Source organism: Mucilaginibacter sabulilitoris (assembly GCF_034262375.1).
Lineage (GTDB): Bacteria > Bacteroidota > Bacteroidia > Sphingobacteriales > Sphingobacteriaceae > Mucilaginibacter > Mucilaginibacter sabulilitoris.
The window spans coordinates 2204075-2230066 of the sequence record NZ_CP139558.1 but is presented as its reverse complement, the minus strand read 5'-3'; the positions used below and the strand labels follow the sequence as shown (position 1 = coordinate 2230066).

Annotated in this window: 28 protein-coding genes; 9 read left to right on the top strand and 19 right to left on the bottom strand. The window is 43.4% G+C overall.

The genetic code is table 11. The annotated features are described in order from the left end of the window. Nucleotides 1-8 precede the first annotated feature (8 nt). From SNE25_RS09595 to SNE25_RS09535, 13 genes are all read right to left on the bottom strand, one after another. Entirely contained in the window at nt 9-791 is a 783-nt protein-coding gene (locus tag SNE25_RS09595; RefSeq protein WP_321564877.1) for a hypothetical protein, read from the bottom strand. Nucleotides 792-795: 4 nt separating this feature from the next. Continuing rightward, nucleotides 796-1452, bottom strand: coding sequence for a hypothetical protein (locus tag SNE25_RS09590; protein WP_321564876.1), 657 nt, complete (start codon nt 1450-1452; stop codon nt 796-798). After that, nucleotides 1449-2117: a hypothetical protein gene (locus SNE25_RS09585; RefSeq protein WP_321564875.1), complete on the bottom strand. Its 669-nt coding sequence runs from the start codon at nt 2115-2117 to the stop codon at nt 1449-1451. Before SNE25_RS09585 ends, SNE25_RS09590 begins: the two co-directional genes overlap by 4 nt. Next, complete coding sequence (locus SNE25_RS09580; RefSeq protein ID WP_321564874.1) at nt 2114-2782, bottom strand: hypothetical protein; 669 nt, start codon at nt 2780-2782, stop codon at nt 2114-2116. Before SNE25_RS09580 ends, SNE25_RS09585 begins: the two co-directional genes overlap by 4 nt. Nucleotides 2783-2958: 176 nt before the next feature. After that, nucleotides 2959-5412 carry a TraG family conjugative transposon ATPase gene (locus SNE25_RS09575; protein ID WP_321564873.1) on the bottom strand — a complete coding sequence of 818 codons (2454 nt, stop codon included), beginning with the start codon at nt 5410-5412 and terminating at the stop codon, nt 2959-2961. Then, nucleotides 5381-5695: a DUF4133 domain-containing protein gene (locus tag SNE25_RS09570; RefSeq protein ID WP_321564872.1), complete on the bottom strand. Its 315-nt coding sequence runs from the start codon at nt 5693-5695 to the stop codon at nt 5381-5383. The genes SNE25_RS09575 and SNE25_RS09570 overlap by 32 nt, the downstream gene beginning before the upstream one ends. After that, nucleotides 5692-6003: a DUF4134 domain-containing protein gene (locus SNE25_RS09565; protein ID WP_321564871.1), complete on the bottom strand. Its 312-nt coding sequence runs from the start codon at nt 6001-6003 to the stop codon at nt 5692-5694. The genes SNE25_RS09570 and SNE25_RS09565 overlap by 4 nt, the downstream gene beginning before the upstream one ends. Before the next feature lie 46 nt (nt 6004-6049). Further along, complete coding sequence (locus tag SNE25_RS09560; RefSeq protein WP_321564870.1) at nt 6050-6355, bottom strand: DUF4134 family protein; 306 nt, start codon at nt 6353-6355, stop codon at nt 6050-6052. An 8-nt stretch (nt 6356-6363) separates the two neighbouring features. Beyond that, nucleotides 6364-6702 (bottom strand): hypothetical protein, encoded by a 339-nt coding sequence (locus tag SNE25_RS09555; protein ID WP_321564869.1) that lies wholly within the window; start codon nt 6700-6702, stop codon nt 6364-6366. 163 nt (nt 6703-6865) lie between these two features. Then, entirely contained in the window at nt 6866-7492 is a 627-nt protein-coding gene (locus tag SNE25_RS09550; protein WP_321564868.1) for a ParA family protein, read from the bottom strand. Next, on the bottom strand, nt 7489-8604 hold the full coding sequence (locus SNE25_RS09545; RefSeq protein WP_321564867.1) for a relaxase/mobilization nuclease domain-containing protein: 1116 nt from the start codon (nt 8602-8604) through the stop codon (nt 7489-7491). Before SNE25_RS09545 ends, SNE25_RS09550 begins: the two co-directional genes overlap by 4 nt. 4 nt (nt 8605-8608) lie before the next feature. Further along, the gene (locus SNE25_RS09540; protein WP_321564866.1) at nt 8609-8983 is read right to left on the bottom strand and encodes a hypothetical protein; all 375 of its coding nucleotides are present in this window, start codon (nt 8981-8983) and stop codon (nt 8609-8611) included. Nucleotides 8984-9022: 39 nt separating this feature from the next. Then, nucleotides 9023-10003: a toprim domain-containing protein gene (locus SNE25_RS09535; RefSeq protein ID WP_321564865.1), complete on the bottom strand. Its 981-nt coding sequence runs from the start codon at nt 10001-10003 to the stop codon at nt 9023-9025. A 206-nt stretch (nt 10004-10209) separates the two neighbouring features. Between SNE25_RS09535 and SNE25_RS09530 the strand changes: the two genes are divergently transcribed. Continuing rightward, nucleotides 10210-10464, top strand: coding sequence for a hypothetical protein (locus SNE25_RS09530; protein ID WP_321564864.1), 255 nt, complete (start codon nt 10210-10212; stop codon nt 10462-10464). Nucleotides 10465-11717: 1253 nt separating this feature from the next. Here the strand turns inward: SNE25_RS09530 and SNE25_RS09525 are convergent. Next, nucleotides 11718-11999, bottom strand: coding sequence for a helix-turn-helix domain-containing protein (locus tag SNE25_RS09525; RefSeq protein WP_321564863.1), 282 nt, complete (start codon nt 11997-11999; stop codon nt 11718-11720). 195 nt (nt 12000-12194) lie between these two features. On the opposite strand from SNE25_RS09525, the gene SNE25_RS09520 reads away from it, so the two are divergent. Then, nucleotides 12195-12434: a hypothetical protein gene (locus SNE25_RS09520; RefSeq protein WP_321564862.1), complete on the top strand. Its 240-nt coding sequence runs from the start codon at nt 12195-12197 to the stop codon at nt 12432-12434. On the opposite strand, the gene SNE25_RS09515 is transcribed toward SNE25_RS09520, so the two are convergent. Then, nucleotides 12409-13521: a hypothetical protein gene (locus SNE25_RS09515; RefSeq protein ID WP_321564861.1), complete on the bottom strand. Its 1113-nt coding sequence runs from the start codon at nt 13519-13521 to the stop codon at nt 12409-12411. The genes SNE25_RS09520 and SNE25_RS09515 overlap by 26 nt on opposite strands. Before the next feature lie 502 nt (nt 13522-14023). Between SNE25_RS09515 and SNE25_RS09510 the strand changes: the two genes are divergently transcribed. Further along, complete coding sequence (locus SNE25_RS09510) at nt 14024-14866, top strand: sensor histidine kinase (protein WP_321564860.1); 843 nt, start codon at nt 14024-14026, stop codon at nt 14864-14866. Continuing rightward, nucleotides 14847-15551 carry a LytR/AlgR family response regulator transcription factor gene (locus SNE25_RS09505; RefSeq protein WP_321564859.1) on the top strand — a complete coding sequence of 235 codons (705 nt, stop codon included), beginning with the start codon at nt 14847-14849 and terminating at the stop codon, nt 15549-15551. Before SNE25_RS09510 ends, SNE25_RS09505 begins: the two co-directional genes overlap by 20 nt. On the opposite strand, the gene SNE25_RS09500 is transcribed toward SNE25_RS09505, so the two are convergent. The 4 genes from SNE25_RS09500 to SNE25_RS09485 form a co-directional block, all read right to left on the bottom strand. Beyond that, entirely contained in the window at nt 15535-18480 is a 2946-nt protein-coding gene (locus tag SNE25_RS09500; protein WP_321564858.1) for a lantibiotic dehydratase, read from the bottom strand. The two genes, SNE25_RS09505 and SNE25_RS09500, sit on opposite strands and share 17 nt — an antisense overlap. Before the next feature lie 73 nt (nt 18481-18553). Next, the gene (locus SNE25_RS09495) at nt 18554-18853 is read right to left on the bottom strand and encodes a hypothetical protein (protein WP_321564857.1); all 300 of its coding nucleotides are present in this window, start codon (nt 18851-18853) and stop codon (nt 18554-18556) included. Between the two features lie 14 nt (nt 18854-18867). Continuing rightward, nucleotides 18868-19494 carry an RNA polymerase sigma factor gene (locus SNE25_RS09490; RefSeq protein WP_321564856.1) on the bottom strand — a complete coding sequence of 209 codons (627 nt, stop codon included), beginning with the start codon at nt 19492-19494 and terminating at the stop codon, nt 18868-18870. 301 nt (nt 19495-19795) lie between these two features. Then, nucleotides 19796-19939 (bottom strand): hypothetical protein, encoded by a 144-nt coding sequence (locus SNE25_RS09485; protein WP_321564855.1) that lies wholly within the window; start codon nt 19937-19939, stop codon nt 19796-19798. Between the two features lie 495 nt (nt 19940-20434). On the opposite strand from SNE25_RS09485, the gene SNE25_RS09480 reads away from it, so the two are divergent. The 5 genes from SNE25_RS09480 to SNE25_RS09460 all read left to right on the top strand — a co-directional run bounded on the left by SNE25_RS09480 (nt 20435) and on the right by SNE25_RS09460 (nt 25992). Further along, nucleotides 20435-20878 carry a hypothetical protein gene (locus SNE25_RS09480; protein WP_321564854.1) on the top strand — a complete coding sequence of 148 codons (444 nt, stop codon included), beginning with the start codon at nt 20435-20437 and terminating at the stop codon, nt 20876-20878. Nucleotides 20879-21860: 982 nt separating this feature from the next. Then, nucleotides 21861-24485, top strand: coding sequence for a sigma-54-dependent Fis family transcriptional regulator (locus SNE25_RS09475; RefSeq protein ID WP_321564853.1), 2625 nt, complete (start codon nt 21861-21863; stop codon nt 24483-24485). A 156-nt stretch (nt 24486-24641) separates the two neighbouring features. Further along, complete coding sequence (locus SNE25_RS09470; RefSeq protein WP_321564852.1) at nt 24642-25397, top strand: SDR family oxidoreductase; 756 nt, start codon at nt 24642-24644, stop codon at nt 25395-25397. A gap of 26 nt (nt 25398-25423) precedes the next feature. Then, nucleotides 25424-25798, top strand: a complete 375-nt coding sequence (locus SNE25_RS09465; RefSeq protein WP_321564851.1) for a hypothetical protein — start codon at nt 25424-25426, stop codon at nt 25796-25798. Nucleotides 25799-25806: 8 nt separating this feature from the next. Beyond that, nucleotides 25807-25992 (top strand): hypothetical protein, encoded by a 186-nt coding sequence (locus SNE25_RS09460; protein ID WP_321564850.1) that lies wholly within the window; start codon nt 25807-25809, stop codon nt 25990-25992.

The window sequence follows — 25992 nt, the reverse complement described above, 5'->3', positions numbered from 1 at the left end:
AAAAGGTATTAGAGTTTACTATGGCTGAGAATGTCTGTTGCAATCTGTACATCAGACCTTGTGACCTGGGAAGCAGATAGGGATATATGCCGTTTTTTAAGTTTATCGCTACTTTCAGATAGCTCTATAAATTGTCTTGCAGTTTGCTTTTTTGCCTCCCAACCGGCCTGTAGTATCCGGTATTCGTCCAGCAAACGTTGGTAGGTAATGATGCGGGCACCTCGTTCAAGGGTGGTTGTCCTGGCAGCATTCAGTCTTTCAGCCAGTGCGTGACTTTCTTGCAAGTACCAATCCAGTAACTTGCTGCGGATGACATAATCTTTTTCCTGTTGCGCCAATCCGTCCAGCAGTCTGGCGTCGTTTTGGTAAAGCAAAGGTTGAAATTGGTGCCTGTAATACAACAACCATAAAGGATCGGCATCGCTGACGAGTCCCGAATAGGCCGTTACTTGCGTTAGCGCCATATTTCGAAGCGTGTCGGTCTGCAGTTTATATGCTTGCTCCGTATTTTGCAACCCGGCCGCTAAAGCCAGCCGCAGGGTTTGCGGTCCAAGGGGACTTAGTGGTCTGAGGTCATGCTTATGATAATCCCTATGCCAGGCCCACGTGAGCCAGTAAAGCGGGTTGAGGCCAAGAAAACCGGGCGAAGGTTTAAACTTATTCTGGTCCCACTGTTTGAACACCATTCGCTCCTGCTGATATCGGATGGACTCATCATTGATCTTTTTCTGTGCGCGGGCCAGGCCGTTGATCGCGATCAACAGCAGAAATATCAAACTTGATTTTTTCATGTCGTTATTTATTAGAGGTGAGCTTCGAAATAATTTCATCGGTCAGTCTGGTATCCTGGTTTACAAAATCCCGAAATGGATCAACAGCCTTCCACAGACTCTGCTGCCGGGCCCAGTATATCGAGCGGTTCATACTGTAGGCCAGCGCCCGCATGACTTTGAGTTCGCCAATTATTTTTCGGAGCAGCGCATCCCGCTTTTCAAAATCCATCAGTATTTCGTCCTGTTCTTTTAAAATAAAACCGGACACCTCAGTAACCAGATTGATCGCCCGGGCCTTAAGCTGCCCGGCAACTTGTTCAGTAAATACGAGTAATAAGGGATCCGCTTGTGCTGCATCGATCATCTCATTTCCCGCTGTAATTAATTCATTAACGATTTGGCTGATCTGAACGAGGTCCTGCCCGTTTTTGAGTGCATCGTCGACCTTGGTAAGGGAATTTTTGACCATTTGCTGAACCAACACTACGGATGTCATATCCAGGTTAATGTCATCCAGTCGGTCACGTATAACCGTTAGATAGTGAAAATGAGTCATTTCTGCAGTTTCCCTGGCAGCAGCATTCTCATTGACGGCGGCAAAATGCCCTTTATCAAAAATGATCGACTGCGCTTGCACCACGGCGGGCAAACAACAAAAAAACAGGATAAGCTGCTTCATGGGGCGGTAAGTTTGAAGTTGGCCGCTTTGTTTAGAATAGTACTGCCGATTTGTTTATCAGAATTGACGTACACGGGGAATGGACTATCTGCTGCCAGCACCTTGCCGATAGCAGCATCTCGCATGATCGTGACCAGCCCTTGGGATGTTCCTTCGATCCGGCGTAATTCAGTCAACACATGTGCCATTAGAATCCTGCGGTCACTGGCCTTCATTTGATTCAGATCGCCTATACTGAGTAACAACCCATATAGATAATTACCGAGCAGGTATGCCCGGCCCGTCAGATCGGCTTCTACGTTATAAACCAGGGCAATCAGTGTGGGGCTATTTTCAGCCATGCCGATGATCAGCCGCTGCTGCCGGGTGATCTCCGCAATAATAGGGGCAGCCTGCAAGCCAATCTGTGCCGCACCGATAACTATGCTAAGCGTATGAAAACGGTCCTGCAATGTTCGGTACCCCTGTTGCAGCCGGATCATCGCCAACCGGTTGACGTCCTCATTAGCCCAAACCAAGGCTTGTTTATTTCTAGCCTCCTCCTGTTTGCTGTGCTCGGATTGACTTTCCGCTACCAGCTGATGCAACAAGGGTACATTGACCTGGGCAAAACCGCTACAGATTGATTCTGTCAGTATGATTAAAAGAACAAAAAAGACTCTCATGGAATGATCAGTTTACTATTGCCAAGGATATCATCGGCGATTGAATTATCGGTATTGACAAAGCCGGCATACGGATCGAGTGAATTAAAAATACCACGCTCCCTGGCCCAGTACATCGAACGGTACATCCCGTAAACTACTCCTCGGATAATCATCATTTCGCTTACAATCCTGTTGAGTAATTTAGCCCGTTCCCCACTGTCCATCAGATTATGATGGCCACCAGCTAGTATAAAAGAACCGACTTCAGCAGCAAGATTGGTCGTCCTGTTTTTAAATTCCCGGGCGCTATTTTCGGCAAAAAGGAGCAGTGCAGGATTCGTCCGGGCAATGGCGGTAGCCTTTTGGATATCTGTTATGATATCCCCACCGATATCCGCTATGTCTTTTATCGCCAAAAGGGAACGGAGAGCCGACGCCACTTCACTCAGTCCTTTATAGATAATTTGTTGCACGTCATTGACTGCGGTTAGCTGCCCGGTAACGGCCAGTTGGCCCCGGCCGATCATCGTCAGTTTGTCGTTAGTTTTGTTAAGCTGTGCGTTAATGACCGATGAATGCAGGCTCATGGCAGCGGCTGTCGTCGGATCAGCATAAATCGCCTGACCAGCTGCTGCTGAACAGGTCAAACAACAGCAAATAAATAACACCTCATTTTTTTTCATGATCTGAGATTTAAAAATGTTGAACAAGGCCATACCCTACCTATACCCAGGTGGCAGCCAGCGTATTTTGGTGACTTTACCAGGCCAGATAACGCGCAGATTGTAGGCGGGTAAAGGCTTCAGCAAATAGCTATAAGCCTCATGTTCCGCATCAGCACTAAGCATATATTTATAGTTCATCCGTGCTGCAGCGTTTTGGCCTGATTAAGGCCCGTCACAAAAGCGTCCAGTGTTAAACCGCTTTGCTGCATGTCGGATACAAAAGCCTCCAGGGCTGCCTGATAGCTTCCGTGGGCTTTTACGTAGGTTTGTAAGGCTAGCTTTTCAGGCTTTTCGGTGGTATAGGTAAGGTATTGGTAAATGGAAACTTCTACTCCGTAAACTTCGCCAACGGTTCCTCTTTTGATGTATACTTCTTTAAAGCGGCCCCTACCCGCTCGGTTGTCCAATTGATTGATGGTAAAAATCTTTTGCTCCTCGATTTTCGACAAAGACAGCAGTTTGGCGACTTCTGCGTAATTCTGCCGGAACTTCCCCTGATCAAGCAGGCAAATAGTGTCCGAATTGGCTAGAATACTGTCCTTGATGACGGCATTACCGAGAATGTCACCAAGCTCCTGGGTGACCACGATAGCCTCTCCCCAAAACTTGCGAACCGTCTTGTAAAGATAAAGCAGATAGTCTGCCATAAGTGGTGAGGAAACTGCCTTCCATGCTTCCTCGACAATCAAAGCCTTCCGCTGAAACTCACGGTGCCGCATCTTTTGAAGGAATACATCCATAATGATAAGCGTTACCACAGGAAAAAGAACCCGGTTTTCTTTGATGTTATCGATTTCAAAGACGATAAAGCGTTCACCCATTAACGAATCATCTGCGGCCTCGTTTAACACGGCCTGATACTCACCGCCTTTATAGAACTTTTTAAGCACATAACGAAATTCATCCAGGTCGAAAGGTACCTGTTCCTCTTCCTTGATTTGTGGTATTTGTTTGACGGCGAATTCATAAAATGTATCAAAGCTCAGGCCACCTGACCGCAAACTGGTATTGAAATAGGTAAAATAATAGCTGTTGATCACCTGCGAAATCACATCATACTCCACGCTATTCAGCGTTCCATCGGCGCCTTTCCAAAGCAGACCTACTAAGGTGCACAGGAAGTCCTTTTTTTCAATATTGAACTCCGCCGCGCTAATGGCGAACGGATTCATCGTAATAGGATTATTTTCCGTCCAGGTAATATATTTACCCTGATAATAAGCACAGAGCCCCGAATAAGAATGACCGGTGTCTATGATGACCACATCCATGTTGTAAAGCATATATTGCTCCAACAGTGCGCACATAAAAAAGGATTTTCCCGTACCTGACCCGCCCAAGCAAAACTTTGAACGGTTGCTGATACGCCCGGATTGCATCGCCAGATCCGAAGGGTCTATACATATGGGTATGCCCTGGCGGTCAGTAAAACGAATCACAAAATCCGAAATCTCGCTTTCCGGCAGCCGCTCTTTAAAGAAATAGCACAGGGCCGCATCACAAGTGGTCAGCAACCAATCATATTTTTTGAGCGCCACTGCATTACCCGGTAGCGCCGCCTGGAACAATTCCAACTGATTGTAGGCATTCCGGTTTGGTACAATGCCTTGTTGGAAAAGTGAGGCTTCAACAAAATTGGCCGCTTTATCTAACAAGGCAGATTCTGCACAAATCACCAGATTATAATGAACATTGACCACCGGCTGGCCATCACGGGCCACCTCGACGAGCAATTGATCGATATCTGCTACACACAGGTTATTAGCAGGATCCGGCACCCCGGAATGTCGTTTACGTTTGAGCTGAAGCTTATGCAGCGTCGCCTGCTGCGGGGGTATTTCGATCACCTGGTTGTAAATCATGCAGCAATAATCAGGCACCTGATATAGAAAGGCCAGATTGTCTTCCGGAAGCTCCTGAAAGATGCCTTTGTCATGATCCTTGAACTTGTAAGTACTCACCTGCGCCGGCAGGTTGATCTCATCGGTGTCCACCAGGCTGATGCTGCGTATTGCTTTCGAACCCATGTCAATCTGACGCTCACCGCAAATTAGATTATCCCAAACAGGTGGCTGTCCAGTAAATTCCATGCCCAGGGTTTGGGCCATTAGCCGGTTTATCTGCTGTTGAGAGAGTATTTGTGGTTCTAAATCTGCATCCTTGAGCAGGTCCATGATCTTTTCTTGGTGTCGTCTGAATGCTGTCAAAACCTTTGGGTCATAAACATAGAAGGCGTCTCTTTTTACCCGCCTGGTGACGGTCAGATAGGTACGAATCTGCGTGTAAACCCTGCCTTCAAAATGTTCATTATATTTCTGCTGAAGAAATTCCCCATTACATTTGCCTTGATATGAAGACCTGAAAAAAATATCTTCTTTCTGCAGGATATAGCCCTCGCCAAGTATTTTAATCAAATTTCCTAGCAAATGATGATATGCATAATAGGATGCTGTATCCGCTGCATATCGAATAACTGGATTACGGATGCTGAAGGTCATAGACAAATCCCCGTTTTCGCCGTACAGTATCTCGTCGACCACTGCCAGATAAGGTAATTTAAATTCCTTTTTTTTGCGGTTGCTGGCCATATCTCAATTTGAGTTTTACGGGATGAATAAATACGCCGGTAGCCCGGCTTTTGGCATAAAGACCGGCCTTTTGTCTTTGAAACGTTAATCCCAGCCCCCCGACGATGAGTAAAATGGTCAGAAAGCCGCCGAAATACATGGAGGTTAATGTTCCGATCAGACCGCCGGTAACCAAACCTATTACCAGGGATGCTATACCCCAGGCGATGAACCGCCCTTTAAAGCCACGGTAGACCAGCGGCTGTTGCAGGCCCTTATACACCGGGTATGATGTCTTCATCATACGCCGAAAAAGGCTTTGATCACAACAGAAACCAATACCAAAAATAAGCAAGAGCCGCCCCATGACATCAGTTCCTTGTTGATATCCTGATCACCAGCATTCCATTTGATGTATACGCGGATTCCTCCGATCAGACCTACTACAGCCCCGATAGCCAGAATCAGCGTAGATACCGGATCTACATAAGCCGTCAACGACGATGTCGCTGCATTAATGCCGGTTGTCCCGTCCGCATAAACATTGCGCTGGGGTAATAAAACTGCTGCAAGCACGATCCATGTGAGCAACTTGTTGATCTTTTCTTTCATTGCATAAAATGTTAAAGGGTAAATACGTATAAGCGTTCAATCGTAATCATATGCCGAACAGCGTCCGCAGGACAACGCTAATGATGGAAAGGAAAATACAGGCGAATAACCAGCCCATGACCTGGGCGTCAATGTGATGCCTGCCTGTCTGCCAGCAGACATATACCCGAAGACCACCTATCATTCCGCTGATTGCCCCCATGATCGCTGCCAGATCAGAAAGGCCAAAATACCATTGGCGGACAGTTGTTCTGACCTGGTTAAATTCATTGATCCCAGGTTGGGCAAAGCCTGAAAAAGATATCATCAGCAAAAAGAAGATCCCTAAGAACCGCAATACTGGTCTGTCCATAAGTTCTTTTAATAAGGGATATGTTTGGTATGTGCTATCAGATCCGCCTTTGACAGCTCCATTAGTTGGCTCATACTGACATTGCCCGCACGCTGCGGCTGCCCTGCAGCTGCTGACACCGCTGGCAATGCTGTCTGCCCAATGGCGGAATCAGGACCATCTTTGACTTCGTCCATAGCTAACAAGCTAACCTCCCGCGGCGGATCTTCCGCTGAGAGGTAAAGTTCCTGTACGTAGCTTTCGTCTTTCATCATGCGCTTATCATGCAACATGTCAAAAACAATCATCAGGATATAATATAACAGGTAAACGGCCACGATGGCCTGGAAAAATTGATCCCAGTTCATAATTGGTTTTGTTTTAGGTAATCATTATTGTGGCAAAGCCTCAGATAAAGTCAGTATCCGTTGGGAATTGGCAGCACAGTGACGCACTGGTTTTGCCTCGTTACTTGCAATCGCCAGAGATTATGGCTGCGCATTTATGGGCAAGGGCGGTTTGCCCGTAAGCTTATTTTTCGTATTTGAGGATATAATGCTCATAGATAAGTTCCAGTATAGGCAAGGTTAGGGCATGCAGGCTCATCGGTGTATGAAAGGTGGTGATGCGCTGAAAATCTACTTTGTCAGCCAATGCAGGTGTCACACCGCCAAACGATTGGAGCGCCTTGTCCACCTCGAGTTTGGTTTCATAGTGCACAGATGTTTTGATACGATTAGGTATGAAAACCAAAGGTAAACCGGGATTGATTTTCCGGATAACAATAGCAAAAAGCAAAGTTGGGGAAACCGAAAACTCATCATAAGAAAAAGGACAGAAAACAATGGCAGCGCGGGTAAGTAACGGAATCAGCCCATCCGCCAACTTTGGGGGCAGATCAATCAGTATGATCTCTCCCTGATGTTTTGCTAAAAAATTCAGCGAAAGATTAACCTCCCCGAGCGCTGGGATGACGGGGTAAGGGGGCATATTTTCCAGTATCTTTGCACGCTCGGCCTTAGCGACCAGTTGCTGCTGATCGTCCATGTCTATAACCCTTACCTTGCGCTTTTTTACATGGGTCAAATAATTAGCCAGGAGCAATACCAATGTACTTTTACCAGTTCCTCCTTTCTGATTTCCAATTAATATAATCATCTGCTTATTGCTTTTAATTTGTCATTACTTTTGCGTTTTCTGTTTTTACCGTAAACGGCCTCATCATCCACATCATCCGCAATATCGATATGCAGGGCCATCCATTCCCGCTGATCCCAGGCCAGGGTCCGGGCATCCGGCTGCCATGAGAGCGGCGCCTGAGGTGAATTCATTTGGCTTAACGGCATAACCAATTCATCCAGTGTCATGATCTCATCGCTACGGAAAACGCTGGCCGAAGGGTGATCAATGATGGTGAAGTCGGAGGGTTTACACCCTGCTTTTTGATGAAAAAAAAATTGTATCCCTAGTCTTTGATAAAGTGTTGTTGCCAGCGTTGATGTAAAGATCCTTTGTCTGGCGGGCAGCCAGTGAAAGCTTTTATTTTTATACAGCCCGGCATCCAAGGTTTTTTTGTGGGTATTAATAATGATGCTTATGGCAAGCTGCCGCTGCGGATTGTTTTTATATGCCGCCGTCCGTTCATCGATCCTTTGATCTTCCACCTCGGCAAGTCTTCGTCCAAATTTGTAAAGCACCAGTTTATTTTCTTTCCGAGAACAAGTGTAGCCTAAAGACCGCATGATCAATTCAAATTGATGTTTCAGAGAAAATTCATAGGAGAGCGCCAGCGCTACGTCCCTTTCTGCCTCAAGCTTTTCATGGTGGTCAGTCAACCTGTTTAAAATTTCGACCGCTTTGATATAGGTAAAACCAAAATCGATCAACTTGCCTTGTTTATCGACCCTGGAAGAGATCATATGAATATGATTATTTTTAGTATCCTTGTGATAAATCAGTAAATAAGGATTTTTAGCGTATCCCATTTGATCCAGCCATTTTTGCGCCAATTCCGTCAGTTCCTGTTTGTTTTTTTCCCTTGCTTTGCAAGAAATGATCGCGTGAAACTGGAGCGATTTGATGAGGCGGTTTCGGTTCGTAACGGCATTCAAGTAATTGACATAATCGCCTGGTTGTACCAACCCGATGGCCTGTAGTGCCTCAAAATTGTTAACCAGCATCAACTCACCACGGTCCAATTCTACCTTGTCGGTGTTGTAACGTACCCCTTTGAAGCTCTGCGCGCTCTTTAAAATTTTCACTATCGCCATAACATCAATTACCCATTAATTTTATCAGCTTGCGCATATGCTGCTCCAGCTGTTGTTGAAGGGAAATATGCTTTCCCAGTAACTCATTTAAGCCTTGATCCCAACCGGCTGCCTGCTTGGCTGAACGGGCGATCGTCTCTGCGGAAAGGCCAATAGCGGGTCCCAGGCGGTCCAGTACCTCCAAAATCCCCTTTACCTGTGTTACGATCTTTTGGTTCTGCTCAAGTAAACTGAACCGGACAAGTACACTCCTGTTAACATGGAATTGCTCGGACAGGCTAACCAACTGCTGATATTCGGTAACGGTTAGTCGTGTGGTAACCTGTACCATACGCTTGTTATGATCGGTAACAGCAAAATTTTCATCATCGATATCCATGGTGGTGACGGGTTAATTACGTTGAAAGATTGCCGGATCTTATATGCACCGGTCAGAATCCGGACTTGATTGTAACGCATTGGCCCCATTTGACCATAACCTGCTGGTATCTACCCCCTCAGTCATCAGTTTTTCGTTATAATCATTGTATTGCTGATAAATGCCCGATTGATCGGTGGCATGGGGCAATGTTTTCAGCAACTTCTCCGTAGCCTGTATGCCTGCCGGGTCGTGGTCGAAATAGACTTCAACATGTTCAAAATGACGACTGCGTTCAATGGCTGCAGTTAAAAAGGACAGCGAGTTGAGTACCAGGATATTTTTTGGCGCCTTTTTCTGATGTTCCGTTAGCCAGCTAAGATAATTCACATAGCCTTCAAAAAGGACCAGATCGCGTTGGTCTTTAGTACCAATAAAAGACATTCCTTTTCTGCCCAGGCAGCCTTTGAAATATTTGTTTCGGACTTCCCAACCGCCATTTTCATTCTGCCAGCCGGCTGCAAAGAACTGTTTTCTGTTTTTCTTTTCATCCTCTACATAATAATATACTTCTTTCAGCTGATTACCAGCAACATGCCATATATTCCGGTATTGCAGATAAGCGGTGATGGCAGGATTATTTCCAAGGTCTTTGACCTGCTCGACTAGGTAATGCGGAATTTTTACAGGTGCACGGGGGCGCTGATCGCGGTTTCTTTCCGGTGAGGTCTTTCTGGAAGCGTTATCGATTGACAGATCGGCTGCCTGTCTGATCCTGTCCAAAATCTCCACAAAGGAAAGCCCCTGCCAGTATGCTTTTGCGAATTCTATCATGGTCCCACCTTTGCCTGTACCATGATCATACCATACACCCAGTTCCTCATTAACGCATAATGACGGCGTGTTCTCTGCTGAACGTAACATACTGAAATACATCAGTTCCTTGCCTGATTTTTTAAACGGCTCATACCCAAGACGAGCTAACAGCTCAACAAGAGATATGCTGTCCCGAAGTACCTGAACATCGATAAAATTTGTCATACGAATCGCAACAAAGGGTATAATAATTGTCCACAAAATGTAAATGGAGATGAGCAAAACAGGACATTGACAGGTAATCAGACTGTAAAAAAATGCTAAATAGGTAATCGGATTGCACAGTTTTTACATAAATTGCACAACTATTGTAATCTTATACTTTCGTTGGCATAGATGTTGATCACTTTAACCAATAATTAATTGCGGCCATGGAGCAGGAATTTATAAAAGACGTTCAGATTTTCCAGAAAGCGATGGATTACATTGAAGCGAAACATTATTACTGGTTTGAATCCAGGTATGGAGAGACTATCAATCAAGAGCACGATCTGCTAAAGAACCATATCCTTGTCGATTATAAGGAACTTAACCGCGTATTACTGGAATTTGTTCCGGGTTCAGAATTACCGCCAAATATCCGGGCAGAATGCGAACTAGCTTTTAGGGAAATCTTTTATGATTAATCGATAATGAGCCGCACACTGCGGCTTTTTTCTTGATGGCCCGCGCCATCCACTGATGAGAACTGGATACGAATCGTTGTCTCCATGAGATAAAATCGGAGTTACACAAAAAAAGACCAAAGCTTTTTACGTAAACGAGTTTGGTAAGCGAATACGCCAGTTCGGGTCCATGATGTGATCCACTTTACAAACGCCGTAGCGCTACCGGAGATCACGATTATGTGCATTCTAGGAAAGATCACTGGCATATCCAAAAACTTACCGCTATTTAGTTGCTAAGCCCTTCGGTTGAAAACGGAATAGTCATCCGGATGCTTAGTTGATCGACGAGATCACTTTGCTCTTTAAGCTTTTTGCTATGCATAATTCAGAGATAACAGATAACTTTTACTTAAAAAACCGGCGGCGAAGCATTGTCGTAAACAGATCTACTACCGGCTAGAATTATCGGGGGAAATTATAATCTTTACATTGACGAATGTGGCATCATTTGGTACCGGCAGCGGGTATCGAGCCCGTTAATGTCGTTTCTGCCGGTTTATATTTTCGGGACTACCCACCTCAGATCCTATGATCCGGACTTTTGTCTGCCTCCGTGCCTTCGGCCTGTTGCGACTTTACGCTCACCTTCACGGAATTTCCGGTTTTCCGCCGGATAATGCTTTGTCCCTATACGTCAAAGAACCATGGTAAATTTCGGTTACCGCGCCTGACGGCCTGATGACCGCAGTCGACTCTGTTAGAACTTGATATCGACATCGCTGTCAGATTGTTCTTTACAGTTTCATGGAGGCAAAACAAGGATTTATTGCCATAGGCAAACAGGGAAAGGGGGTAAAATATTCATTTCACCCCCGGGGGACTTCAAGTATTAAAACATTATTAATCAATAGCATATAACTAGCTCAGGCATTTCTAGCCGGCATCAAATTTTGTTAAAATTTCTTATGAAGGTTCATAAGATGAGTGCACACTACCACGATTTGGAGAACAAAGGGCTGGGATTTTGCAGGCTGATTAAGAAAATGCCGTAGTAGGTCATTATATATAACCGAAAATCACAAGAGATGCTAGAAGACGGAAATATTTAAGGTTAATAAAACATCAGCCATATTGAGACACCCGGGCGGCGTTTCAAATGCGGGGATACCTTACATTCCGATAGCTGCGTTCGACCATCAAATATTTGCTTGCGACAAAAAATATATGGTTCTTATCGAATGGTTAAACGTACCGTAACAAAGGCGGTTAGATTACGAATTTTGTTTTCTTACCCTACGCACCGGAGGGTATTTCGGAAGTGAAATTTCAAAATTCAGAATATCAAGCGGCTGTACCTCGAGTGCTTTGCATACGGCGATAAAATGGCTAAATGAAAAATTGTTTTTGCCGCGAAGCAGCCTGTAAACCTGGCTGTAACTGAAATTAGTACGATCCTGAACGTCTGCCAAAGTGATGCCGGAAGACTTGGCCCTTTCCCAAAGCTTCTCCCTAATCAACGCTAAAGATTCCTTGTCTTTATACTGGGCCGGCATAAAGACAAAAAGAAATCAATTAGCTGAAAATTTCTATTCCAAATTTGGAATATTTTAAAATAATTCTTTAATTTGGGAACGTGGCATTTTCTAACCAAATGAAAATATCGAACCCCATTATTTGATGAAAAATCACGAAACAAGTTTCCGTTTTGCTATTCGGCGGACAAACAATAGCCAATAAAATCAACTATAATGCAGAATCCGGAGGTTTTATCAACGCCTATAAATGATTTACCCGCAAGCACATTCTTTAAAGAAGGCAGCACAACAATGGGATTCGAAACGTTAAAAGAGATTTTAAATACTGCGCCTAAGGACCTGCTGGCCAACGAGAATTTCAACTACGTCTGGTTTGGGGAATTGGTCGATTTTTTGACCGAGCGCGGTATCTTGCACTTGTTGCAACCTACCCAGGGAAACAGTAGGGTTTGAGGAAATCTATGGCATGGCTCAACATTCTGGTTACTTTCAAAGCAGAAGATTGAGAGATGGCGTAATAGGCATTGCTAATACTTTCGGCAGAAATATGCTCTTGTCTTTTGGTCGTAAAAACAGTTGCAGCATGATCAAATATTGCCGTCAAGCTAATATTACCATAAAAACCGGATTCATAAAATGTCCGGATCATGCAAGCCAACTGCTTAACTGAAACCGTTAATGGGACCTTAGTTACGATCAAAGTATCTTCATGGCGCGGCATTGTCAAAGTCAAGAGCGTACCATAGTCGCTTAACCAATCTTTATACATTGAACTAATGTGTGGCCAGTTGGCGTCATACCGACGGCTGTTAGTTAAATCAATCGTCGGTACACAGGACATCAGCCCTCCGAAATATTTTGAATAATCTGCCGGCGGAACTTGCTGAATGCCATTTAAAGCCCTTTTTCGTAAATAGGTTAGGAAGTGAGTGTGGTTAAAATTGAAAGAGATTAATGTTGAGATTAGGCTCTCGGCCCTCATTAGTTCAGGGTGAATCCGTTTATTGGCAAGCTCAGATATAAGCTCCTCGCGATAAAATAAATCAGATAATTTCAATGGTTCGGTTGGCTGGACAGTGTACATAGGAGATAAACTCTCCATAAGATACTTTGCCAGTAAATCATCAACGCTCATTTGGTTAAGGTGATCTATAAATTGCTCATATTTTACACGAAATGGATTCATTCGAAACGCTATGAAGCCAATAGTTACAAGCTGCTCCTTATCGATAAACTTATGGTAATACGCTAATAAATGCTCCAATAGCTGACATAAATCATTTAGACCCTCGCATTGAGAAACTTGCCACTTTTCAGCTATTAACCCATTTAAAAAGTTGAAATGAAAATTAAAATATCGACTTAGCGATTCTTCGGAATGGTCAGAAAAAGCCGCAATCGACCATTCTTCCATGGCCCGACTGCAGCTTTTCAAAATGACTTTGCTAAAATCTATGGAACGTTTTCTATTTGCGCCAGCTTGCCCACCGAGGTGCTGGGTTAAAACTGAGGATAATATAGTAAGCTCATTTTTTAGCATCTGAATAAATAATTAAACGATATGCGTCGACGAAATTATCGTAGTGCAATACGTTGTAGGATCAGTAACTCCTGACGTAGTTTTAACACCATCCCAGGCTGGCCTACTGTTCTTAAAAAGTTTTGAGACTTGTGGTTTTTGCAATTTTGGTTTTTTAGTTTTCATAATTACATAATTTAATATTAATATTTATTTACTTATTTTAATTCAAAGATTGAAAACGGCATTTATGGGACGGTAAACAACATTTTATATCATGAGAAATCATATTAACAGGAGTTTTCACTATATAAAATATCACTTTATATATTGGTTTCTGTATATAACATATGAATTGTTTTTTTTAGCCGTCCTTAATCATGTTCCTACTCCGTTCTTCAATTATTTTGTGTATTATGGATGTAACATCTCTTTATTTTATACCCATTTTTTAATACTTAATCATTGCGTAAATGGTCAAAATCAACGATACGGCAGCCTTATAACGCTCATCATTATAGAAATGGCTGCGGTTACCATACTTAAAGGCGGATTAGATTATTTTACCCTTATTAATTCAGAGCCTAAAGAGCAGTTTTGGCCAACTTTCAAAACTTATTTAGGTCTTAATGTGTTTCGAAGCTTATATTATCTAATTCTCTCGACCGTCGTGTGGTCAGCTTTCAATCTTGGCCGATTCCGGCGAAACGCAAATGAAGCATTATTCAAAAACGCCATAACAGAGAAAGCCAATGCCGAACTAAAATTCGAATATGCTGAAGCTCAAAACGCTTTCCTTAAACAACAAATCAATCCACATTTATTATTCAATACGCTAAATGCGATTTATAGTTCGGTTTATATAAACTCACCCCAAGATTCGAAAGTAATTCTATTGCTTTCCGATATAATGCGTTTTAGCTACAAGAAAGCAGACCCTAAGGGTCGGGTACCATTGAAAGATGAACTCTTACAGCTGAGGAATCTTATTAAATTAAATTCCTATCGATTCCAAAAAACCTTTGAATTAGAGTTCAATATCGTTGGTCACCCGGCTGAGTTTTCTATCATTCCATTGGTCTTAATCACCCTAACTGAAAACATGTTCAAACACGGTGATCTAAGGGTTCCGCCGCACAGCCTTGAGATAACGATAAACCCAGATGGACATTTGCGTTATATTACTCAGAATGTCCCCAAAGCGCGCGGCAATGACAACGAGAATACACATGTCGGCCTCAACAATACCAGACTTCGGCTTGATTACGCTTATCCCAATAATTACGAACTTCAGATAACAGAGGCCGGTGACCTTTTTAGCCTGGAACTTAATATAAATTTAACCTATGAACGTAACAATAATTGACGATGAACCGCCAGCAATTACCTTACTTTCTGCATACATTCAAAGAACGAAATTTTTGGTTCTGCATTCAACATTTACAGATCCAGTAGATGCCATATACGTCTACAATTCATCCAATCCACCGCAGCTTACCTTTCTCGATATAGAAATGCCAGGAATGAACGGCCTGGAATTTGCAAGGCTCATTGCTTCAAAAAGCCAGATCATTATAATTTCTTCTTTTCGAAATTACGGGCCTGAAGCTTTCGACTTATCGGCAGTTGACTACCTTTTAAAACCATTTTCCTATGATCGTTTTCTCGACGCTATAAAAAAGGCTTCAACTAATACCCTAACTCCGTCGTCCCGAGATTTCTTTTTCGTACGCACCGAAACCAAAGGAAAGTACGTTCGAATTGACTTGCCTGATATCGTTTTTATTGAAAGCGACGATAACATTGTTCACATTACAACTTCTTTCGGCCAAACAACCGCAATGAACAAACTTATAGATGTCCAGGCCTGGCTTCCCACCGACATTTTTTCAAGAGTTCACCGGTCCTATATCATAAACCTCAACCAGGTTCATGCAGTCGACAAAGGTCAGATAATATTAAAGAACGAAAAAGTTATCCCGATCGGACGTCAATATAAAGAACAGTTTATGACAGACCTTCATCATCTAACCATCACCGGCCGCTTATAAATGTTACGTCAACCTGCAATTGCCTTTTTAGTTGTGTTACCACCTTTTTTGATAAACAATGCCAAATAAAAGCCTCATGCATGCGCTGCTCACTAATGAAAATTCGATTGATCTCCATGTGAATTATATCGGCAATCAGCCTTTGGCGGGCCAGTGAGCTTAAATCGACGGATTTTTTTGAAAGCAGCCTAATCGCCGTATCAAATTCTAAATAATCGTCATCAATAGCAGACTCCATTGCCTTCAATAAATCCGGACGTAGTTCGCGGTATCGATCATCCATTGACCGTTTCAGGTTTTTTCCGCTGCCATGCTCATTAAAAAACGCAGCTGCAACCCATTCGCACAATTGGCTAATTTGTTCTAAATCATTTTCAAAAAATATGGAAACGATTCGGAAACAATGGACAATGGGCCAAACCAAATCGTCTTCCCTCCCATTCGTTTTCGCAATTATCCTTATCCCAACTAACGCACTCCCCTTAAAAAATGCCCACTCGACATCTTCCATTAGCCTGGCAGAATATCGTTCTATTTCGCGCTGGTAGGTATCGAAATATGTTTTTTGGATCATTCCCGATGCCATGAGCGGGCTGAAAATTGATTGAAGATCAAATTGCACATCCTTCACTATTGCTAAGTCGACCTTTACTCGAAACCGGAGATGGCTACCCGTATCATAATACCGTATGAAGAACCATTGCTTTAAACGGTCCCTATTCCGGATAGCCCATGGGATAAGCGTTTCCGACAGGATACGCTCCATGCTTTGATAAGTCGCATAGATTTTAAGATATACCCATTCAGAACCCGGTTGAAAATCCCTGATAGTTGATCCAGATTGTACAACTGCGGCTACAGGTTGATAAACAAATTGGGTATTTCGCAATGAAACTATAAACTGCGAATTGTGCCTCCCACCTTTTTTCGCCTGACTATCATCTGGTGCAATAAATTCGGTGACTACAGTTTTAGACTGATCGTTGAGCGCCTCCAAAAAAAATATTGCTTCTTCATCATTAGACAGATCAAAAAATAGTTGCTGATCTCCCCTGCCTACTGAGATCATCGGAGGGATTCCCCTTTCCCTGCAAAACAAATGAAGCCGGCTTATGGACAACGGTCGCTGCATTAGCATCTTTATGTCAACTTCACTTACATACCAGCGGGCAAGACTAATAACACACCGTCCGTATGCTATTCTTGGATAGAAATTCAACCCTGGAAAAATCTTTTCCGGATCAAAATCAAAATTTGCGCGAATCGATTTATATTGCAATGCGCACAAAAACCGGAACAAAGGCATCTCATTATGATGATAATTAAATGCCGTTGGCAACCGGGGAACAATACGTTTGCCCGTAGGCCTGTGAATAAGGACAATTTCATTCCTCCTAACCAGCACGTCAATGTCCCTAGGTAAAATAGCGCTTTCGGCTGGGAAAACATTTAGTGGTATAACATGCTCATATATTTGCCTGCGCCTGTTTATATTATCAATTTTTCGATGACTAAGCTGTTCAATTTCGGCAAACAAAACAGTTGGATTCGCTTCAGATTCCTGTTTAGCAGTAGCTTTACAAAAAGCATCGAAATCATCACTGAATGCTGAAAACCGCCCGGTTAGTGCGTTGGCCGTCGCCCCTCCGATATTTTGAAAAACAATCTTATTTTCTCCCAAAGCGCAAAAAACACTGGTCGACGGCGGAAACTGCAAATTATTACCAGGCAAACCGGAGATATCATTCATTGTTAACGCCACAGACTCCCATTCGGTTCTTCTGCTATTCTGAAGCCAGACCTTCATTAACAACCTATGAACTGGCGACCAGATTATCTGATCATTTACTTTCGGTTCTTGTTTAAATTCCAGGCCTTTTATTAATTCATGCTCGTCTGTCGGTTGTTCTTCATCAAACAGAACACCAAGGTCCGGATCAAGGGCTTCTAAAAGCGGCACATGCCTTTCGCCAAACTTCAGTTCAAATGCTTCCCTAAATTTATCCAGGTTATTTTTTGGCGGAACAGGGGCCAATAAATCAAGGGCCTTTAGCGCTTCCATAATTTCCTGTTGCCACTCGGCGGATAAGCTCGCAGACTCCTCCATTTCCATACCAGCATATAACAATTTGCCGTCGTCAGGTTTTGGTAAATCAGGATCTGTAGCGGAAACAAATTCCGGCAAATTCAGGTCTTGATCGTATGGTACGGTGCAATATTTATTTAACCATTTACCTTTTAACAGAGACAAAGCATTGATGGTAATCAGCACCTGCTCATTGACGAGTCTGGCCATATGATCAGTTGCCTCATCGCGCGTGCAATCGGTCAGTTCGATCAAATAGCTACTAAGCTCGTTTAAGGGCAATGGTTTTTCTTGCAGATAGGCAAGGAGCAATTCATCTGCCGGATCATACTCAAGCAAGTAAACCGAAAATAATAATTTGCCCTTTTGATCTTCCTCATATCGTGAATATCGCCAGCCGGAACTCAACTGGTACAGGGTCGGATTAATTGCAATTAATGTATCTGCTGTCAAAGAATCAGACTGCAAGTGCTGCTGCTCAAACTGAACAGCAGGAAGTAAATGCAATATCGGCTGTTTGCTGTCGGCATATTGTTTCCGCTGATCAGCATTCCAGTCGGCAAGCCCGAATGATGAAAACACGCCAAATGGCGTACCTCTGAAGCTCATCCTATTGTAGAATTTCAATGCCGTGAGCTGCTCTTTTTTGGTCAACAATTCGAAATCGAAATTCTTTTTAGCAAGCTCATTATAGAACTCCGTTGAGGCAAGCCAAATCGCATTCTTAAAAACGTTTGTTTTAAGCACATCCCGAAGCTTCCCGACCTTATAGGCAGACGATTCCAAATAAGGTGTTCTTACAAAGACCTTGTCAAGAAATTCGATATGCTCAGGATTAACCATTATTTATTAGAATAATTTAGGACACAATTACTATAAACTCTGTTGTAGATCAATATCAAATTCACTATAAGTTCTATCCAGCTTCTCCACCATTGATTTCTATCCGTTTGCAAACCGGGCAACGCTCCGGCGGCGCTGCAAGCAACAACTCAACAGCTTTTGTTAACGCAATTAATTCATCAAATACGGCGGCAATCTCATCGATACTAATTTGACCAGACCCTTGCTCCTTCTCATTGGCTTTGATTATCGCTGCAAAAACTTTCCACAAGCTCGATTCTATCGTTGCGGAATCAAACAACCTGAAAAACACCCGCAATACCTGATCTGGGTCATACTTGCCAAAATCCCTGAGATTAACAACAACCCCCATTTCTTATAGAATATCTAACAACCTGGTAAGGATAAAGAACAATGGCTTAAGCAACTACCGATAAGAATAAAGCAGGTCAGGACTATTAGGAACAAAAAAATCATGGTACCAATTTTCGCACGTAATATCTTTAAAGCATTTCCAACTTGTTTAGAAACATTGGCTTCAGTTGTATTGAGCTGTTCGGCAATTTCCCGATGCGATAAATGATCCTTTCGACTCAACTTAAAAATCTCACGCATTCGTGGAGAAAAACCCATTAGCTGCCGCTCGATATACGCTGCCAGTTGTTGCTCCCTAATTTTATAATCCGTTGACGCATTTGTATACCGATCGATGTAATGATCATCGGCGCATGAATCCCAATAGCTGCTTCTGATCTCCTTTTTTGCCCAGAAATTGAAAATCCCATTTCGTACTGAGGTGTATAGGTAGCCCGCCGGATTTGACTCGATATTATAAGCCGACCGTTTTAACCATAAATTGGTGAAAACGTCCTGAACAATATCCTTGGCAGCATCCTCATCGCGTAATTTTTTGAATGCATGTCGAAAAATAGGATCAAAGTACCGATGGTAAATTTCTGTGTAGGCCAGGTGATCAGATTGCTTAATCCGGGTACAAATTTCAGAATCTGACAATATGCTATAATTTACATGGGCCATCTTTCCTCCACTTCTCTATTGTTCACGAAGCTTGTTTTAAGGTCGGTTTATTGCAGATGGAATATTTAAGGTTGGCGATCAAAGCCGAAAGCTTTCAAACTCACTAATGAATGGGCATAACTTTCCCGTTTTGATTAAATACATTAATCATCCTATTGGAAAACGATGAAGTTTTTGGCTATTTTTGAGACAATACAATCTCATGCCCTATGAACTTTCAATTTTTTTGAAAGCCATATTACCTTAAATAACATCTGGTAAGTAATTGCAAACGCAATTATTCGGGCGGCTTGTGTACGTTCTTTATAACAGACCGGCAATGCGGATCAGTTAAGGCAGAAAAATAGAAAACAGAAGGAAAACCAAAGAACCAGGCGGCTTTTGGCAGGCATTGGTGTTGGCTATTTTTTCTCGTTTTCATTGTTTTATTATGTTTAAAACGAGCCTCCAGCGCAAGGGTGCAGTAAAGAGTTTGAGTTTGATATACCAAACGGGCGAACCCTACTGCATCTTGAGCAACGGTACCGCCAAGTAACCTAACTCCAACTTTTCAGATGGAGCTTGCCCCTCAAAATGGCTTACGTAGGGCTCGCCCGACTGGAATAATATCGCGAAGATAAAATATTACAGCCATAAGGGCGAACTCACGGTCCATCTCACAGGGCAAAACTTGGCGGTTTTATGTGTGAGAGACTTCGTTTCGTGAAACATGCATTCATGCCTCACCTATTTGTCGCTTTTAATACAAAACAAATGTAAAAACAATAAACGAAAAAAGCAAATGCTTTTTTCGTTTTAAATTCATTTAGTCGTGCCCATAGAATACTCTTACATTTCAATCAATTTTGGAAAACAAGTAAAACGATATTTGCTCCATTTTAAGCTTAGTCACACGGACTTAGCCAAACTTATTAGGATGAGTTCAGTTGATATTCAAGATATTATTGATGGAAAGAAAGGAATGGTACTTATAACAGCTGAAAAAATAGGTAGAGTTTTCGGCTTGACTTACTATGAATTTGGGAACCCGAAATATCCTTTACCAGCTTTCAACGAATTACCCGAAAGTACTAAAGTACTTATAGCCGAAAGAAAAAAGGTTGGGGCACCTCGGAAATTTGTAGACCATGGCTTAGCTGATGCTCTAGATAAAATTCTTAATAGCCATTTTTTGAAAGAGCCGCATACTGCCAAAGAGATATTCGCGCAAATGCCAATGGCTGTGAGAGACTTAGTAAGAAACGCTGCACGGATTTCAGATTTATTAAATCGGGAACCTCGGTCCTTATTAGTGATAAAATTCAAAATTAAGGGTTCAAGGGAATATTCGTATCAACTCATTGAATTTGCAGGACAATAGCAGCAACTATCTACCAATGAAGAAATTAAGTATGATAGATTGCTTGAATCGAGTTCTATTTGGGCCGGCAAGCGCGTTAGCCTGAACAGAAATAATTTTTAACGTATTGATGGATAATATCATTCCGCCAAATACATTCACAAAATGTGTAAAACCCTTCAAATCAAGCGATTTGAGGGGTTTTTTGTTTAAATCACCTCTCAAAATTGTCAAAAATCACCAATATTTCAGCGCGTCTTCTATAGCGCGATCCTGATGCGGGGACTGAAATCGGGCCATTGGCGGGGCGTTTGCAAAGCAGAGACTAATGATAAAAGCAGACCTGATATGGATAAATAATAGCACTACCCCCTCTTCGCCAATTGCTTTCTTGTCCTAAAAGCTTGAACGCAGGCACTAAAACTGGTCATTTTGAAATTGGTCAAATGGGGTCAATCAAGTTTGGTTTATCCATTGGGGACAGAATTGCTGACCGTGTCAAAAATGCTCGGTTATAAAAGTATAAAGACCACACTGATCTACACTAAAGAAAGTGAAAGACAAAATGAAAATAGAAACTGCCGCAAGGATAAAATTGGATTTGAAGAAAATGAAAGTAAAATGAGGGCGCCATAAATTAATGACGGCAGTAGATACAATTCGATCATTTCCATATTAATTAAATGACTTTTGTAAAACTACTGCCGTTATAGATCTGCCCATGAATTAAGCTAACAATTCTCCCATCCCGAATATGGTCAATCCTTTTGCGAACTGTTTTGCAATTGCCTGGTTAGCCACATCGATATGTTTCCCTGTGATCGGGTCAACAACTGTCCTGAAAGGTCTTTTACCTTTCCCTGTACCGATCAGCTTTACAATAGCATCGGCAACATCCTGCGCGGGATCGTTTCGTTATTTAATTTGACCGCTTCATTACATCAGTAACCCACCTTTATTTTCCATAACTTGCCGGTTCAAACAAGTTATGCCATAACGCGTCATGAAAAGGGTAAAAAATATGGATCCTGGGTTTTCAGTTCCTTCTCTCGCTATGCTTGAACAAGAAAGAAGGATACTGTCGGAGCTGGGCAATGATATCACCGGGGTTTGGGATAAAAATGACCTCATTACTCTTTTTTCAAAACGGATCAAAAGCCTGTTCTATTTTACGCATACGATCATTACCCTCATTGATCGTGAAGATGAAACCTATGCCGCTTTCCTGCTCGATCATGAATCGCCCCTCCGCTCGCGTGGAGACTATCCGGAACTGGTCAGCACTCATTTTTCTTTGAACGAGCCATTTATGCAGACGGCATTGCAAGCTGCGGAACCCATATCCTTTTTACTAGAAGATGTGATGGACCAACCACAAAACCCTGCTTTTCTGCGCGCTAATTATGAGAGAGGTGCCAGGAAGCTCCTGATGACCAAACTGATGAACGCGGGAAAACCAATGGGTTTCATTCATCTGTATTCCGATCAGCCTGACAGCTTCAGCGAGGAATTCCGGGATGTAATGAAAGGAATTGCACCCCAGTTGGCAAGCGCGGTTTCCAACATTATCAAAAATGAAGAGATCTTTAAAAAGGAACAGGAAAAATCTGTTCTCCTCGATCTTAGTAATGACATCGCAACAGTAAGAACAAAAGCAGAGCTGGCTTTGGCCGTTAGCACGGTATTGCGAAAAATAAACCCGCAGGGGGGCTTTGTCATTCGCAGCATCAATGAAGACGGCACCACCACAGGTCCCTATGTTTACGGTCTCAATCAAACGAACGGGCCGGAGAGATTGATCGGGTCGGACGAGGCGACGTGTCCCATCAATGACGGGCTTCAGGACCGCGTTTTGAATAGCCCCATCCCGCTATTGTTTAACATAGACAGAGAAATACAACGGGGCATCACCTCAGCCTATTTACGATACTGGCAGACGATAGGATTCAAGGAGATCGTAGGCATCCGTTTGCGTAACGGTGATACGGATCTCGGAATTTTATTTCTGGACATCCGCGAGATCAATATCCGCCTGCTGCAAGGCCTTTGTTCCCAGGTCTCCGTCGCTATGGCCAATATTATCGCCAGCGAGCAGATCATTAAAAAGCAGGATGAACAGGCCTTTCTACTTGATTTCAGTAGTGATATTGCGCGAGTAAGGACAAAATCTGATCTGCAGGCGGCTATTTCCAGGGTCCTGGACAAAATTCTGCAAACGAAGTTATCCATGATCCGGGTGATCGATGAGGATGACCGCCACTTGTCGCCCTTTATGTATGATGAGGAATTGTTTGCGCACACAAAAGCACATTTCGCTGAATTACGGGATAACCGGGTCACCGTCGACGATGTTTATACGGCAGAAGTGCTGTCCAGCGAAGACGGTATTATTTTTAATATAGAAGAAGAATTAAAAAGCGGCAATAACTACGCAAAACTTTGGGAAACCACCGGCTTAAAAAATGTATATGGCATGCCGCTGCGGGTCGGGAACAAAAATATCGGCACCATCTGGCTGCTGGCCGACCGGTTAAGCAAGCTGATGCTCAAGGGTATTTGCGCCCAGATATCCACAGCCATTGCGAATATACAGGCCAATGAAAAATTGCTGGCTTATAAAAAGCAATTGGAGGTAGAGAACGATTATCTGAAAGAGCAGATCAAAACCATTTATAACTTTACCGAGATCATTGGTAATGGTGAGCAAATGCAGAAAGTGTACCGGCTCCTGTCGCTGGTGTCGGAGTCCAACACTACCGTTTTGATACTGGGCGAAACAGGCACCGGAAAGGAACTGATCGCAAGGGCCATTCATAATGCCTCGCCGCGTCATCAAAAATTAATGGTAAAGGTAAACTGTGCTGCCTTACCGGCTAATTTAATAGAAAGCGAATTATTTGGTCATGAGCGGGGGTCTTTTACCGGCGCTATTGACCGCCGGATCGGTAAATTCGAACTGGCGAATAACAGCACGCTGTTCCTGGATGAAGTTGGCGAACTGCCGCCCGAGGCACAGGCCAAATTGTTGCGCGTGATCCAGGAGCGCGAACTGGAACGTTTGGGGGGTAAACAAACCATCAAGGTAGATGTTCGTTTAATAGCCGCCACTAACCGCAACCTGGAAGAAGAAGTAAAGGCCGGCCGTTTTCGCGCGGATCTGTATTTCCGCCTGAATGTATTCCCGGTCAGCCTGCCTGCGTTACGCGAGCGGCCGGAGGATATCGAAGCGCTTACCCACTTTTTTGTACAAAAGTACAGCAGGAATACCGGACGTAAGATCAGAAAGGTCGCACCAAAAGTGCTGCAGCAATTGCGCAGTTATACCTGGCCGGGCAACGTGCGTGAGCTGGAGCATTTAATAGAACGCAGCATCCTGCTAACCACCGGTGACGTTTTGCAGGAGGTGCACCTGCCACAAAATACGACTATTGATCAGCCGGGATCGACACATCTTTTGAACCGCCCGCTGGAAGAGGTGGAACGCAGTTATATCATTGAAATATTGAAACGCTGCTCCGGCAAAATTTCCGGCGTGGGCGGCGCCGCCGAGATTTTGCAGATTCCCGGCAATACGCTTCATTCTAAAATAAAAAAATTGGGTATCACCAAGAGTGACTATTTCAGCTGATCATCGTTCCCTAAATTAAGTGAGACAAGTAGTAATTTCACTAAATATAGTGAAAAACAAATGCCCCAAATTTACTTATCTGTCTGATTTGTAATTATTTATTTGAATGGCATCTGATTTGAATTGTTAATGCAAAAACATTAATCAATCAAACTCATGAAAATCGTAGTCATTGGAGGCTCAGGCCTCATCGGAACCAAAGTAGTAGCACATCTTCGCGGTTCGGGACATCAGGTCATCGCCGCCTCTCCATCTACCGGCATTAACACCATTACCGGCGAAGGTTTAGCCGAAGCAATGAATCATACAGAAGTTGTTATTGACCTGGCCAATGCACCTTCCTGGGAAGACCAGGCTGTACTGGATTTTTTTGAAACATCCGGGCGCAATTTGCTGGCAGCAGAGATCAACGCAGGGGTAAAGCATCATCTGGCGCTTTCAATCGTAGGAACGGACCTGATGCAAACCATCGGCTACATGCGGGCAAAAAAAGTCCAGGAAGACCTGATCAAACGATCAAAAGTACCCTACACGATCATCCGGAGCACACAATTCCTGGAATTTATACCAGGTATAGCCAGCCAGGCTGCAAAAGGGGATGAAGTACATGTTTCCAGTGTAAAATTCCAGCCCATTGCTTCAGATGATGTGGCTTTGTTTGTTGCCGAAGCTGCGCTGGCCGCTCCTGTTAATGGCATCGTAGAAATAGCCGGTCCGGATCGCGCAACGATGTATGAAATGGTTGCACGTTACCTGCAATTTACAAATGATCCGCATAAGGTGGTATCTACCGGTAAATTTGAATACTACGGCGGAGCGGTAAGTGAGACGGCATTAGTACCGGCCGGAGAGGCAAAATTGGGAACGGTCACTTTTGAAAAATGGCTTAGCCAGCAAAAGTTAGAGGCCTAAATGTAACACCTATAAAAAATTAAAGAATGAACAGCGAACAGTTAATAGAATTGACCCGGGAACTCATTGAGCAGGCCACCCATTTTAACATGCCTTATGTGAAGGAAGCTTATTCGGATAACTTGCTCATCGTTAAAGTAGATCAGGACGGCGTGGTTGATACCATGAACAAGGAGCAGCTCATGAGCTTTGTGCAGGGCAATAAAGATGCAAATGTACCACCTCTTTCTTCCAAAACGGCATATCATTACGCGGTGTGCGATGAGCGTACAGGTATGGTAGTGATCACCCGTGAATTGGTGCTTGACGGGAAATTGAACAGGAAATTCTTTACCGTGTTCTGGGAATACTCGGCCGGAAGATGGCAGGTGGTGAAAGAATCGGCCCTGGCACTTAATTAAAAAGCAAAATGATGATGATGAATTTTTTATTCGGGTCGCACGGCGACCCGAAAGCAAAAGAGAACGGTCAAACCGGCGATAACGCGTTAAAAGATTTCGATCCTAATGAGGAAAGCTTAAGCGAAGGCAGCGAATACGCCGACGACGCATTAAGAATGGTTGAGCAGCCCTTCGAGGAAGGGTCTAAAGACTGA